Raw genomic sequence first — 13,081 nt, 5'->3', positions numbered from 1 at the left:
CCGGTCGCGCAATGCGCACGTTGCCCCTGCGCCTCTCGCCCGGCGACGACCTGCGCGCGGCGCTCGACCGCGTGCTCGCGCAGCAGGCGGTGGACGCGGCCTTCGTGCTCTCGGGCATCGGCAGCCTGCACGGCGCGCGCGTGCGCTTCGCGGGCGCGCCCGAGCCCACGGCGCTCGAGGGCGACCTCGAGATCCTCACGCTCGCGGGCTCGCTCTCGCCCACGGGCTCGCACCTGCACATCAGCGTGGCGGACGCGCAGGGCCGCGTCTGGGGCGGCCATGCGGCGCCGGGCTGCGTGGTGCGCACCACCGCAGAAGTGTTGTTGGCATTGCTGCCCGAATGGCGCTTCTCGCGCGAGCACGACGAGGCCACGGGCTATGCCGAACTGAGGATGTACGCGAGAGCGCTGGATCGCGACTGAGCCGGGTCGGGTTGTTCAGTGCGGCTTGTCGTTGAGGTCGTACTTCATGACGCGGCCATGCCGCCCCTCGATGTCGCGCTCGACCTCGTAGACATCGCCGCTGTCGGGCGGCGCTGCGCGAGCACGGCGTCGAGCGCCGCGAGGTCGGCCGCATCGAGCTCCAAGGCGAGCATGCGCAGATGGTCGGGGCAGATGGTCGCCGCGGCGCACGCCGACGATCACGGCCGCCACCTCGGGCTGCGCGAGCACCCAGCGCATCGCGACCGCCGACAGCGAGGTGCCGTGCCGCCGCGCGATCTTCTGCAGCGCCTGCAGCAGCGCCTGGAACAGCTCCCCAGCCGCCGAAGTCGTCGATGATCAGCTTGTACTTGACGAGCGAGCGGTTCTCGAGCGGCTCGACCGGTTCGCTCGCGCCGAGCCAGCGCTCCGAGAGAAAACCGCCGGCCACGCTGCCGTAGCACAGCAGCTTCACGCCGGCCTGCGCGCACCAGGGCGCGAGCCGCGCGCGCGGCCGCTGGTCGAGCAGCGAGTACTGCACCTGCATGCTGCGCAGCGGCAGGCCGGCGTCGCCCAGCTCGCGCGCGCGCGGCGTGTCGAAGTTGGTGCCGCCCAGCAGTTCGATCTTGCCGGCGCGCTGCAGCTCGGCCAGCCAGTGCGCGACCTCGACATAGCGCGGCACGCGGTAGTCCCACCAGTGGAACTGCACCAGGTCGAGCCGCTCCACGCCGAGGCGGCGCAGCGAGCGGTCGATGGTCTGTTCGACCTGCTGCTTGTCGATGCTCGGCAGCAGCGCGAGGTCGGGCACGAACTTGGTGTGCACGCGCAGCTGCGCGAGGCTGTCGGCGCCGTGGCGCGCGCGGTGCTCGCGGCGGAATTCGCCGATCAGCTCCTCGACGCCGGTGTAGATGTCGGCGCAGTCGAAGGTGGTGATGCCGGCCTGGTAGTAGGCCGACATGTCGGCGATGGCCGCGGCGCGGTCGATGCCGCCATGGCCGCCGGCGAGCTGCCAGCCGCCCTTGAGCATGCGCGAGATGGAATAGCCGGGGGCGAGTTCGGTGCGGGGGACGGTGCTCATGGTCGAAGGTCGGAAGGGTGGACCACGGCCGTGGTGTCGGCGTGGCGGAAGACGCGCGTGCCGATGCGCGTGATGCGCAGGCGCGAGGGGCAGTTCGGATCGGGGCAGGCGATCTCGGCGTCGGTGCTCATCCAGTCGTTGCCGTCGGTGGCGCGCTGCTTGGCGGCCAGCAGCGGCAGCACCGCGCCCAGCGAATAGATCGAGAAGCCCTGCCCCGGCGGGCAACGCAGCATCTCGCCGCGCAGCTCGAAGTGGTCGCCGGGCTGGCCGCAGTAGATGCGCGCGCCCTCTGGCGCGACCACCTCGACGCGCAGGTCGTGCAGCGTGAAGCTGCGCTCGGCGGCGGGATCGGTCGGTGTGCTCATGGGAGGCTCCTGCTCAGGGATTCGGCGGCGTCACCGACAGGATGATCTCGGTCGGCGCCTGCGAGGCGTTCATGTAGCGGTGCGGCAGCCGCGCGTCGAAGGAGATGCTCTCGCCGGCCTGCACCGGGTAGTCGACGCCCGCGACCTGCGCCACCAGCGCGCCGGCCACCACGTAGACGCACTCGGCCGAGGCATGGCCGCGCGGCTCGTCGGCCGACGTCTGGCCCGGCTGCAGCACCGCGCGCAGCACCTCGAGCTGGCCCACGCCGGCGGTCAGCCGCTCGTAGGCGACCTGGCCCTGCGGCGCCGTGAGCATCGCGCGCCGTCCCGGCCGGCTGACCCAGACGGTGGGCGGCGCGGGGTCGGAGAACAGCGAGGACACCGATTCGCCGAACACGCCCGCGAGCCGGCGCAGGGTTTCGAGGCTGGGGTCGGTGACCGCGCGCTCGATCTGGCTCAGCAAGGTGGCCGACACGCCGGCCTGGGCCGCGAGCTCGCGCAACGAGAGGCCGCGTGCGGTGCGCAGTTCCTTGAGCCGTTCGCCGATCATGGGTGGGGATTTCCTTTGTGCAGTCTGGCAGCACGATTGGAGCGATGCTATGTGCCATGAAGGTGCACGTCAAGACGGCGAGATGCCCAGAAAAGTCGCACGAATCACAAGGAAAACCCGAAAGCTCGCCGCTTGTGCTCCGTGCACTTTGGCTGCACACTCCGCGCCCATCTCGTGCAGCAGCACTTCACAGGAGTTTCGAATGGCCGGCCCTGCTTCCCTCCTCCATCGCATCGCCTCCGCGCCGCCGCGTCTACCGATGGCTGCTCGCCTTCCCATTCGTCTCGGCAGGCCGGCCTCGCGCCCGTGGTCAACGACATTGCGCTGCGGCCCTTCGGCCTGCCGTTCCCGATGGCCTGGCAGATGGCGGGCATCGTGCTCACGAGCGTCGCGATCGCGCTGGTGTTCCGGCTCGACGCGCGCCATGGCGTGGAGGACGAGGAAGCCGACTTCCTCGCGCGGCACCAGGACGCGGCACCGACGGCCACGGGAGCGCGCGATGAAGCTCGCGATCGTCCTCGCCATCCTGCTCGCCACGGTCGCGGGCGCCATCGCCTACGGCCGCCGCACGCGGCGCGCCGCCACCTTGGCCGAATGGGCCGTGGGTGGCCGCAGCCTCGGCACCCTGCTGTTCTGGTTCATGAACGCGGGCGAGGTCTACACCACCTTCGCGGTGCTCGGCATCTCGGGCTATGCCTGGGCACTGGGCGCGCCGGCCTACCTGGCCTTCTGTTCGGTGTCGATGAGCTATGCGGTCGGCTACTGGCTGATGCCGAAGATCTGGCGCGCGGGGCGCATCGGGCGCCTGCTCACGCAGGCCGACTTCTTCGCCGCGCGCTACGAGGCGCCCTGGCTCCGGCGTGCTCACCGGCGTGGTCGGCATCGCCTCGCTGGTGGTGTACGTGCAGATCCAGCTCGTGAGCCTGGGCCTGATCGTGCAGCTCACGCTCGACGGCGCGGTGTCGAGCGAGGCAGCCACCCTCGGCGCGGGCCTGTTGATGATCGCCTTCGTGTTCGTGGCCGGCGTGCGCTCGGCGGCCTTCGCGGCCGGCGTGAAGGACGTGCTGATGGTGCTGGTCGTGGTGCTGCTGAGCGTGACGGTGGCGAGCAAGGTGGGCGCGGCCTCGCTGCTCGACCTGTTCGCGCTGGCCGAGGCCAAGCATCCGGGCATCGGCAGCTTTCCGGGCCTCGACGCGAGCTCGCCGACCACAGCGATCTGGCTCATGACCTCGGCCATCAACATCGCGCTGGGCAACTGGGTGTTCCCGCACCTGTTCCAGATGTCGTACACGGCGCACAGCGCCACCGCGATCCGGCGCAACGCGATCTGGCAGCCGATCTACTCGCTGGCCTATTTCTTCATCATCCTGCTGGGTTTCGCCGCGCTGATCGCGGGCACGCAGCCGCCGGGCGGCAACCTCAACGCGGCGCTGCTGCAGTTCGTGTCCGACCGCTATCCGGCCTGGACCGTGGGCCTGCTCGCGGGCACCGGCTTCCTGCTGGCGCTGGCGCCGGGCTCGCTGCTGCTGCTGACGGCCGGCTCGATCTTCACGCGCAACGTGGTGCGGCCCTTCAGGCCCGCGCTCGGCGAGGGCGCGGCGCTGGCGCTGTCGCGCGGCTCTCTGGTGTGCTTCGCGGCGATCGCCGTGTGGCTGTCGATCAGCCAGAAGGGCTCGCTGGTGAAGATCCTGCTCGACGCCTATTCGGCCATCGGCATGCTGGCACCCGGCGTGTTCCTCGGCTTCCTCTGGAAGCGCACCAGCGCGCTCGGCGTGCTGGCCGGGCTGCTCGCGGGCTTCGCGGCACTGCTGGCGCCGCCGGCCGCGAAGTTCTGGGCGACCGCGCTGCCGCAGTGGGAGGCCGGGCTGATCGCGATGGCGATCAACGCGGCGGTGGTGGTGGCCGTGAGCCTGGTCACTCGGCGGCCGCGCGCCGCCGCGCTGGCACTGGGGCAGCTCGACGACGAGGCACCGCGCGCGGCCGGCGTCCTGCCCGCGCGGGCCGCCTGAGCTTCAGCCTTCGAGCATTTCCACGCGCAGCGTCGCGACCGCGCCGGCCACGGCCGGGTGCGACTGCAGCGCATGCACCGCGAGATCGAGCGCGCCCTGCGCCATCGGCTCGGTCAGCACCAGCACCTGCGCACCGGCCGCACTGGGTGCGGCCAGCGTCACCTGCCCGCACCGGCACCTGCTGGCCCGCGAGCCAGGCCGTCACAGCCTCGATGCCGCCGGCCGCGTGCACCGGCACGCGCAGGTAGTGCGCGCTGCGCACCGCGGCGCGCGGCAGCACCTCGAGCGCGTTCATCGCATGCGCATGGAAGCCCAGGTGCGGCACGCGCTGCGCGGCCGGGGTGCCGGCCAGCCGCGCCACGTCCACCAGGTCGGCGATCACGGCCGAGGCGGTCTGCTCCGAGCCGGCACCGGCGCCGTAGTACATCGTCACGCCCGAGGCATCGCCCTTGACCATCACCGCGTTCATCGAGCCGTTCACATGCGCCAGCAGATGCTCGGCGGGCACCAGCGCGGGCTGCACGCGCAGCTCGACGCCCTCTTCGCGGCGGCGCGCCACGGCCAGCAGCTTGACGCGAAAGCCCAGCTGCTCGGCGCAGGCCACGTCCAGTCCCTGCAGCGCCGTGATGCCCTCGGCCTGCACGTCGGCGAAGCGCAGCGGCATGCCGAAGGCATTGGCCGCGAGCAGCGTGAGCTTGTGGGCGGCGTCGATGCCCTCGATGTCGAAGGTCGGGTCGGCCTCGGCATAGCCGAGCGCCTGGGCCTGCGCGAGCGCGGCGCCGAAGTCCAGGCCCTCGTCGCGCATCTTGCTCAGGATGAAATTGGTGGTGCCGTTGACGATGCCCGCCACCCATTCGATGCGGTTGGCCACGAGGCCTTCGCGCAGCGCCTTCACGATCGGGATGCTGACCGCCACCGCGCCCTCGTAGGCCACCGCCACGCCATGGCGGCGCGCGGCCTCGAAGATCTCGTCGCCATGCTCGGCCAAGAGCGCCTTGTTGGCCGTCACCACGTGCTTGCCGTGGGCGATCGCCGCCAGCACCCAGTCGCGCGCCGCGCCGGTGCCGCCGGCCACCTCGACCACCACGTCGAGCTCGGGATGGGTCGCGACGCGCATCGCATCGTCGGTGAGCGCCACGCCCTCGCCCACGATGCCCGCGGCGCGCGCGAGGTTGCGCGCGGCCACGATGACGAGCTCGATGCCGCGGCCGGCGCGCGCGGCGATCTGGTCGTGGTTGCGCGCCAGCACGCGGAAGGTGCCCGAGCCGACGGTGCCGATGCCGATCATGCCCACGCGCAGCGCTCGCATGGCCTGGCTGGGCACGACGGTTTCTAGGGACTGGACGGGATCGCGGTACATGGGCTTCTCCAAACGACAAAAACAAAAACCCAGCTGCCAGAGCTGGGTTTCATTCGTTCGGGGGAAGAGCGATCACCAGGTGGCTGCCGGAACGGCCACCTGCGCGTGCTCAGGTGGCCGCGGTGGTAATGGTGGTAATCATTCGTGCATCCATTGCCCATCCGGTCCGCGCGAAAGCGGACGGCATCATGCGGCCCATGCGGGCGGCGCTCGATGCGAAGGCGGGGAGGAAACACGACATGGGGCCGGAGTGTACAGGACGCCCAAGCCGGCTCGGCCGGCACCATGCGCGGCACGGCCGACAAGCGCCCTTCGAGCCACACGCTGTAGCGCGAGAGCCCGAAGCACAGCAGCCAGTAGATCGCCGCGATGAACAGGTAGCCCTCGAGGTAGAACGGCCGCCAGGTCGGATCGCCGCCGAGCGACAGGCCGAGCGCACCGGTGAGCTCGAACAGGCCCACCACCGTGACCAGCGAGGTGTCCTTGAGCGTGCCCACCACGTTGTTGGTCAGCGCCGGCACGACCAGCCGCAGCGCCTGCGGCAGCACGATGTCGCGCTGCACCGGCCAGCGGCCGAAGCCCAGCGCCATCGCGACCTCGGTCTGGCCGCGCGGCACGGCCTGCAGGCCGCCGCGGATGATCTCCGCCAGGTAGGCGGCCACGAACAGCGACAGCCCGGCCAGCACGCGCACCAGCACGTCGGGCTGCCAGCCCGCCGGCCACAGCAGCGGCAGCAGGAACGAGGCCATGAACAGCACCGAGATCAGCGGCACGCCGCGCACCAGCTCGATGTAGCTTGCGCAGAGCGTGCGCACCACCGGCCAGCCCGAGCGGCGCCCGAGCGCCAGCAGCAGCGCGAGCGGAAAGGCCAGCGCCAACCCGACCACCGCCAGCCCGATGGTCAGCGGCAGGCCGCCCCAGCGGTTGGTCGGCACATGGCTCCAGCCGAACACGCCGCCGCGCATCAGCAGCACGAAGGCCGCGAGCGTCAGCAGCCACAGCGGCAACAGCCACCAGCGCCAGCTGCGCGGCCAGGCACTGAGCAGCGTGACCGCCGACAGCAGCGCGACCGCGATGGCGGGACGCCACTGGTCTTCGTAAGGGAAGCGGCCGAACAGCATCGGCCGCCATTTCTCGGCCACCACGCCCCAACAGGCGCCGTGCTGCACCGCGCGGCAGGCCTCGGCATCGGGACGGAACACCGCGTGCACCACGGCCCACTCGACGAAGTGCCAGCCGGCCCAGGCCAGCAGCGCCGCGAGCAGCAGCGTGGCGAACGTGCGCAGTGGCGAACCCCAGAGTTCGTGCCGCCAGGCGATCGGGCCTCGCACGACCCTCATCGCCAGCCCCGCAGCGCGACGCGCGCGTTGTAGCGGTTCATGCCCAGCGAGATCACGAGCGACAGCAGCAGGTAGACCGCCATGATGATCGCGATGCATTCGAAGGCGCGGCCGTTCGCGCCGATGGTGGTGTTGGCCACCGACACCAGCTCGGGATAGCCGACCGCCACCGCGAGCGAGGAGTTCTTGACCAGGCTCAGCACCTGGTTCGTGAGCGCCGGCACGATCACGCGCAGTGCCTGCGGCAGGATCACGATGCGCAGCTGCTGCACCGCCGAGAAGCCCATCGCCTGCCCCGCGAGCACCTGGCCCTGCGACACCGACAGGATGCCCGCGCGCACGATCTCGGCCACGAAGGCGGCCGAATAGAACGACAGGCCCGCGACGATGGTCACGTACTCGGGACTCAGCGCCGCGCCGCCGTTCACGCCGAAGTCGCCGCGCTCGGGCCATTCGAGGTGCGTGGGCCACCAGCCGCCCTCGCCCGCCACCGGCCACGGCACGCTGAGGCCGCCCTTGCTGAGCCACACGCCCGGCAGCAGCCGGACCGGCTCGGTCGGGTCGGGCAGCAGGTTGGCCATCACGAAGGCCAGCATCAGCAGCTGCACCAGCAGCGGCACGTTGCGCAGCAGCTCGACGTAGGCGGTGCAGATGCCGCGCACCAGCACGTGCGGCGCGAGCCGGCCGATGCCGATCAGGGTGCCGAGCAGCACCGAGAAGACGACCGCCGGCACCGCGGCGCGCACGGTGTTGACGAGGCCGGCGAGGAAGGCGCGCCACGAGGGTTGGCTGGCCTCGAAGTCGAGCCAGCCCTCGCTGATCGCGAAGCCCGCGGGCTCGGTGAGGAAGTCGAAGCCCGAGCGCACGCCGCGCGCGCGCAGCACCTCGAGCGCGTGGTGCACGACCCAGAAGGCGCCGGCCACCACGGCCAGCACCAGCAGCACCTGCACGGCCCAGGCCAGCCAGGCCGAGCGGCGCGCGCCGCCCGCGGCCCGCAGGCTCATCGCACCGGCGGTGCGTAGATCAGGCCGCCCTTGCTCCAGAGGTTGTTGGAGCCGCGCGGCAGCTTCAGCACCGACTTCGGTCCGACGTTGCGCTCGAAGATCTCGCCGTAGTTGCCCACGGCCTTGATGGCGCGGTAGGACCAGTCCTTGTCGAGGCCCAGCAGCTTGCCGAGGTCTTCACCGGCGCCCAGCAGGCGCTGCTGCGCGGGGTCCTTGCTCGAGGCCTTGAGCTGTTCGGCGTTGGCCTCGGTGATGCCGGCCTCTTCGGCCTCGATCAGCGCGTTGGGCACCCACTTGGCGATCGCGAACCATTCGTCGTCGCCGCGGCGCACCAGCGGCGCCAGCGGTTCCTTGGAGATCAGCTCAGGCAGGATCAGGTAGTCGTCGGGGTTCTGCGCTTCCTTGTTGCGCAGGCCGGCGAGCGCCGAGGCGTCGGTGGTGAAGGCCTGGCAGCGGCCCGAGAAGAAGGCCTTGAACGAGGCCTCGAAGCTCTCGAACACGACGGTCTTGACGGGGATGTTCTGGGCCCGGAAGTAGTCCGAGACGTTCTTCTCGTTGGTGGTGCCCGACTGGGTGCAGATGGTCGCGTTCTTCAGTTGCTTGGCGCTCGTGACCTTGAGCTTCTTCGGCACCAGGAAGCCCTGGCCGTCGTAGTAGGTGATGGTCGTGAAGTTGAAGCCCAACGAGGCGTCGCGCGTCAGCGTCCAGGTGGTGTTGCGCGCGAGGATGTCGATCTCGCCGGCCTGCAGTGCCGAGAATCGCTGCTGCGAATTGAGCGGCACGAACTCGACCTTCTTCGCATCGCCGAGCACGGCCGCGGCGATCGCGCGGCAGGTGTCGACGTCGAGGCCCGACCAGTTGCCCTGCGTGTCGGGCGCCGAGAAGCCGGCCACGCCGTTGGTCACGCCGCACTTGACGCTGCCGCGCTGCTTGACCGCATCGAGGGTCTTGCCGGCGAAGGCGGGCGCGGCGGCGACCAGCGCGGCGGCGGCCGCGGCCAGGGCGAAGGCGGATCGGAATCGGGGCGTCATGGGTGGGTTCTCCTCAAGGGTCGCGGTCTGCGGTGGGGGTGTCTGCGCGGAGGCAAAAAGGCAGTGTACGAGGCGGCGCGCCGGGCCGCCAAAGAACAGGCGGTTGGATGCATATGCGAAGCCCGTGCGGACGCGAAGGACGCGGGCGCGGCTGCCTGCCGTTTCTTCACTACCATACGGCCCTCGCAACATTTCGAACCATCACCGAGGAACCCCGACCATGTTCAAGTCCGACGACACCGGCAAGCTCATTCTTCGCGTCGCCCTGGGCATCTTCATCCTGCTGCATGGCATCGCCAAGGTGACCAAGGGCGTCGACGGCATCGGCGGCATGCTGGCCTCGCATGGACTGCCGGGCGTGCTCGCCTACCTGGTCTACGTGGGCGAGATCGTCGCGCCGGTGCTGCTGATCATCGGCCTGTACACGCGGCCCGCGGCCGCGATCGTGGCGATCAACATGCTGGTGGCGATCTGGCTGGCGCACCGCAAGGACCTCGGCGCCCTCAACGGCCAGGGTGGCTGGGCGCTCGAGCTGCAGGGCATGTTCCTGTTCTCGGCCATCGCGCTCGCGTTCACGGGCGGCGGCCGCTTCGGGCTCAACAACAAGTAGTCCGGCTCAATCGTCGTCAGCCGCATCGAGGCCCGGGAACAGGACCTCGGTGTAGCCGAAGCGCGAGAAGTCGCGCACCCGCATCGGATAGAGCTTGCCCAGCAGGTGGTCGACCTCGTGCTGCACCACGCGCGCGTGGAAGCCGCTGGCCGTGCGATCGATCGGATCGCCATAGGGATCGAAGCCCGTGTAGCGGATGTTCGAGAAGCGCGGCACCACGCCGCGCAGGCCGGGCACCGACAGGCAGCCTTCCCAGCCCTCTTCCTCGGCCTCGCCGATCGGCGTGATCACGGGGTTGAGCAGCACGGTGCGCGGCACCGGTGGCGCATCGGGATAGCGCGGGTTCACGACGTCGGTGCCGAAGATCACCAGCTGAAGGTCGACGCCGATCTGCGGCGCCGCGAGGCCGGCGCCGTTGACGGCATGCATGGTCTCGAACATGTCGCGCACCAGCAGGTGCAGTTCGTCGGTGTCGAAGGCGGTGACCGGCTGCGCGATGCGCAGCAGGCGCGGGTCGCCCATCTTGAGGATTTCGTGGATGGCCATGGCGCGGATTATCGCGAGGGCCCGCGGACCGCGCAGGCGGGCGCGCCGCGCCCACCCGCTTCACTCGGTCTCAATGACCCGGCAGGGTCGGCGCAATGTTCTGCGGCACATAGCCGGGCATGCCCGGCAAGGAGCCCGGAACGCCGCGGCCGGTGCCGGGCGTGACCGGCACGGTGCGCTGCGGCTGCGGGCGCGGCAGCGCCACTGGCGGCACGCCCGCAGGCGGACGGCCACCGTTCCAGCCGGGGCGTCCACCGCCGTTCCAGCCCGGACGGGACGGGTACGGATAGCCGGGGCGGCCGTAGTACGGCCGGTCGCGGTAGTAGGGACGGCGGTCGTAGTAGGTCCCGCCGTTGATGTAGACAGGCGCGGGCTGCACCACCACCGGGTCGGAATAGTAGGGATCCGAGTAGCCCCCGCTGTAGTACGGATCGCCGGGCACCGCGACGCAGCCTGTGAGCAGCGCGAGGCCGCCGGCCGCGAGGCATAAACCGAGAACACGAGTTTTTTGCATGAGGGTCTCCTTGTCAGCCTTCTGCGTTCGTTCAACGTCCCAGCTTGTAGACCCTGTTGACTGCGCTGATGTGAAGTCGCGTAACGGCCGGTAAGGAGGAGACGGTCTCCTCATTCCGCGGCCGGAGGCACGCCGTTGGCCAGTATGTCCAGCATACGTGCCTCGTCGATCACCTCGACGCCGATCTCGCGCGCCTTGTCGAGCTTGCTGCCGGCTTCCTCGCCGGCCACCAGGTAGTGGGTCTTCTTGCTGACCGAGCCGGCCACCTTGGCGCCAGCCGATTCCAGTTTGTCCTTCGCCTCGTCGCGGCTCAGCGTAGGAAGGGTACCGGTGATGACGAAGGTCAGTCCCGCCAGCGGCTTGGGCGCGCGCGCCGCGGGCTCGCCCTCCTCCCAATTCAATCCGCAGGCACGCAACTGCTCGACCACCTCGCGGTTGTGCGGCTGGTCGAAGAAGGTGCGCAGGCTCTGCGCCACCACCGGGCCGACGTCGTTGACCTCGAGCAGCAGTTCCTCGCTCGCGTCCATGATCGCGTCGAGCTTGCCGAAATGCTTGGCCAGGTCCTTGGCGGTGCTCTCGCCCACGTGGCGGATGCCCAGGCCGAACAGGAAGCGCGGCAGCGTGGTCTTCTTCGAGGCCTCGAGCGCGTCGACCAGGTTCTGCGCCGACTTGTCGGCCATGCGCTCCAGCCCCGCCAGCGTGGTGAAGCCCAGCTTGTAGAGATCGGGCAAGGTGCGGATCAGGTTGGCATCGACCATCTGCTCGACCAGCTTGTCGCCGAGCCCGTCGACGTAGACCGCGCGCCGCGCCGCGAAATGCAGGATCGCCTCCTTGCGCTGGGCACCGCAGAACAGCCCGCCGGTGCAGCGGTAGTCGGCCTCGCCCTCCTCGCGCACGGCATCCGAGCCGCAGACCGGGCACTTGCGCGGCATGGTGAAGATGGCGCCGCGCTCACCCTCGGGCCGCGCCAGGCTCTCGGGCGTGACGCCCACCACCTCCGGGATCACGTCGCCCGCGCGGCGCACGATCACGCGGTCGCCCACGCGCACGTCCTTGCGGCGTGCCTCGTCCTCGTTGTGCAGGGTGGCATTGGTCACGGTCACGCCGCCCACGAACACCGGCGCCAGCTTGGCCACCGGCGTCAGCTTGCCGGTACGCCCGACCTGCACCTCGATGCCGAGCACCTCGGTGACCTGTTCCTGCGCCGGGTACTTGTGCGCCACCGCCCAGCGCGGCTCGCGCGAGACGAAGCCGAGCTGGCGCTGCAGCTCGACGCTGTCGACCTTGTAGACCACGCCATCGATGTCGTAAGGCAGGCTGTCGCGCTGGCGCCCGATGTTCTCGTGGAACGCGATCAGCTCGATCGCGCCGGTCGCGCGCGCGGTCTGTATCGCCACCGGGAAGCCCCAGGCATGGAACTGCTGCAGCCAGTCGAACTGGGTCGGGCAGTCGGGCCCGCCCTCGGCCGGCGGCGTGACCTCGCCGAGGCCGTAGGCGAAGAAGCTCAGCGGCCGCTCGGCGGCAATCGCGGGGTCGAGCTGGCGCACCGCGCCCGCCGCCGCGTTGCGCGGGTTCACGAACACCTTCTCGTTCTTCTGGCCGGCCGCGATCCTCTGCCGCTGGCGCTCGTTGAGCGCCTCGAAGTCGGCGCGCTTCATGTAGACCTCGCCGCGCACCTCGACCACCGGCGGTGCGTTGCCCTTCAGGCGCAGCGGGATCTCGCGCACCGTGCGGATGTTCTGCGTGACCTCCTCGCCGACCTCGCCGTCGCCGCGCGTGGCGGCCTGCACCAGCACGCCGTGCTCGTAGCGCAGGTTCATCGCGAGCCCGTCGAACTTGAGCTCGCAGACGTAGGCGATCTGCGGACCGTCCTCGGCCAGGCCGAGCTCGCGCCGCACGCGCGCATCGAAGCTGCTGGCGCCGCCGGGCGTGATGTCGGTCTCGGTGCGGATCGACAGCATCGGCACCTTGTGGCGCACCTTGACGAAGCCGTCGAGCACCTTGCCGCCCACGCGCTGCGTCGGCGAATCGGGCGTGCGCAGCTCGGGGAACTCGGCCTCGATCGCCTGCAGCCGCTGGAACATCCGGTCGTACTCGGCATCGGGCAGCGCGGGCGCGTCGAGCACGTAGTAGAGATGGGCGTTGTGGTGGAGCTTCTCGCTCAGGTCGGCGGCTTCGCGGGCCGCTTCGTCGCGCGTGGTCATGGGGTGTCTTCCGAAAAAACGATGCGGCCGCCCGACCGCTGCATGGCGGGC

Annotated in this window: 12 protein-coding genes and 3 pseudogenes; 4 read left to right on the top strand and 11 right to left on the bottom strand. The window is 70.5% G+C overall.

All coding sequences use genetic code 11. The features are described from left to right. Positions 1-11 precede the first annotated feature (11 nt). Complete coding sequence (locus tag ACHMXE_RS26715; RefSeq protein WP_395352352.1) at positions 12-422, top strand: PPC domain-containing DNA-binding protein; 411 nt, start codon at positions 12-14, stop codon at positions 420-422. Between the two features lie 15 nt (positions 423-437). Here the strand turns inward: ACHMXE_RS26715 and ACHMXE_RS26710 are convergent, their stop codons facing one another. The 4 genes and pseudogenes from ACHMXE_RS26710 to ACHMXE_RS26695 all read right to left on the bottom strand — a co-directional run bounded on the left by ACHMXE_RS26710 (position 438) and on the right by ACHMXE_RS26695 (position 2,412). Further along, positions 438-695 carry a hypothetical protein gene (locus tag ACHMXE_RS26710; protein WP_395352831.1) on the bottom strand — a complete coding sequence of 86 codons (258 nt, stop codon included), beginning with the start codon at positions 693-695 and terminating at the stop codon, positions 438-440. Positions 696-849: 154 nt separating this feature from the next. Then, a pseudogene (locus ACHMXE_RS26705) lies at positions 850-1,446 on the bottom strand (aldo/keto reductase); the annotation flags it as partial. Positions 1,447-1,493: 47 nt separating this feature from the next. Next, positions 1,494-1,862 (bottom strand): TIGR04076 family protein, encoded by a 369-nt coding sequence (locus ACHMXE_RS26700; protein ID WP_395352350.1) that lies wholly within the window; start codon positions 1,860-1,862, stop codon positions 1,494-1,496. Between the two features lie 13 nt (positions 1,863-1,875). Further along, positions 1,876-2,412 (bottom strand): cupin domain-containing protein, encoded by a 537-nt coding sequence (locus tag ACHMXE_RS26695; protein ID WP_395352348.1) that lies wholly within the window; start codon positions 2,410-2,412, stop codon positions 1,876-1,878. Between the two features lie 351 nt (positions 2,413-2,763). Here ACHMXE_RS26695 and ACHMXE_RS26690 point away from each other — a divergent pair, with 351 nt between their 5' ends. Together ACHMXE_RS26690 and ACHMXE_RS26685 are read left to right on the top strand one after the other, a co-directional pair. Beyond that, positions 2,764-3,333, top strand: coding sequence for a hypothetical protein (locus tag ACHMXE_RS26690; RefSeq protein ID WP_395352829.1), 570 nt, complete (start codon positions 2,764-2,766; stop codon positions 3,331-3,333). Then, positions 3,273-4,421 carry a sodium:solute symporter family protein gene (locus ACHMXE_RS26685; RefSeq protein ID WP_395352346.1) on the top strand — a complete coding sequence of 383 codons (1,149 nt, stop codon included), beginning with the start codon at positions 3,273-3,275 and terminating at the stop codon, positions 4,419-4,421. Before ACHMXE_RS26690 ends, ACHMXE_RS26685 begins: the two co-directional genes overlap by 61 nt. A 3-nt stretch (positions 4,422-4,424) precedes the next feature. On the opposite strand, the pseudogene ACHMXE_RS26680 reads toward ACHMXE_RS26685, so the two are convergent. From ACHMXE_RS26680 to ACHMXE_RS26665, 4 genes and pseudogenes are all read right to left on the bottom strand, one after another. Continuing rightward, positions 4,425-5,781 (bottom strand): annotated as a pseudogene (locus ACHMXE_RS26680) (homoserine dehydrogenase). A gap of 299 nt (positions 5,782-6,080) precedes the next feature. Then, positions 6,081-7,121 (bottom strand): annotated as a pseudogene (locus ACHMXE_RS26675) (amino acid ABC transporter permease); the annotation flags it as partial. Further along, positions 7,118-8,125 carry an ABC transporter permease subunit gene (locus ACHMXE_RS26670; RefSeq protein ID WP_209541486.1) on the bottom strand — a complete coding sequence of 336 codons (1,008 nt, stop codon included), beginning with the start codon at positions 8,123-8,125 and terminating at the stop codon, positions 7,118-7,120. The pseudogene ACHMXE_RS26675 and the gene ACHMXE_RS26670, both read right to left, overlap by 4 nt. Next, the gene (locus ACHMXE_RS26665; RefSeq protein ID WP_203201111.1) at positions 8,122-9,156 is read right to left on the bottom strand and encodes an amino acid ABC transporter substrate-binding protein; all 1,035 of its coding nucleotides are present in this window, start codon (positions 9,154-9,156) and stop codon (positions 8,122-8,124) included. Before ACHMXE_RS26665 ends, ACHMXE_RS26670 begins: the two co-directional genes overlap by 4 nt. A gap of 220 nt (positions 9,157-9,376) precedes the next feature. Here ACHMXE_RS26665 and ACHMXE_RS26660 point away from each other — a divergent pair, with 220 nt between their 5' ends. Next, on the top strand, positions 9,377-9,766 hold the full coding sequence (locus ACHMXE_RS26660; RefSeq protein ID WP_209541484.1) for a DoxX family protein: 390 nt from the start codon (positions 9,377-9,379) through the stop codon (positions 9,764-9,766). Positions 9,767-9,772: 6 nt separating this feature from the next. Here the strand turns inward: ACHMXE_RS26660 and def are convergent, their stop codons facing one another. From def to ligA, 3 genes are all read right to left on the bottom strand, one after another. Continuing rightward, complete coding sequence (gene def, locus ACHMXE_RS26655) at positions 9,773-10,312, bottom strand: peptide deformylase (RefSeq protein WP_057596930.1); 540 nt, start codon at positions 10,310-10,312, stop codon at positions 9,773-9,775. Positions 10,313-10,382: 70 nt separating this feature from the next. Next, on the bottom strand, positions 10,383-10,826 hold the full coding sequence (locus tag ACHMXE_RS26650; RefSeq protein ID WP_281080641.1) for a hypothetical protein: 444 nt from the start codon (positions 10,824-10,826) through the stop codon (positions 10,383-10,385). Positions 10,827-10,936: 110 nt separating this feature from the next. After that, complete coding sequence (gene ligA, locus ACHMXE_RS26645; RefSeq protein WP_203201114.1) at positions 10,937-13,030, bottom strand: NAD-dependent DNA ligase LigA; 2,094 nt, start codon at positions 13,028-13,030, stop codon at positions 10,937-10,939. Between the last annotated feature and the right edge of the window lie 51 nt (positions 13,031-13,081).

It is taken from the genome of Variovorax sp. UC122_21 (assembly GCF_044056785.1).
Classification (GTDB): Bacteria; Pseudomonadota; Gammaproteobacteria; order Burkholderiales; family Burkholderiaceae_C; genus Variovorax.
Note: the sequence above shows the minus strand (reverse complement) of the source record. Positions and strands in the feature narration are given on the sequence as shown.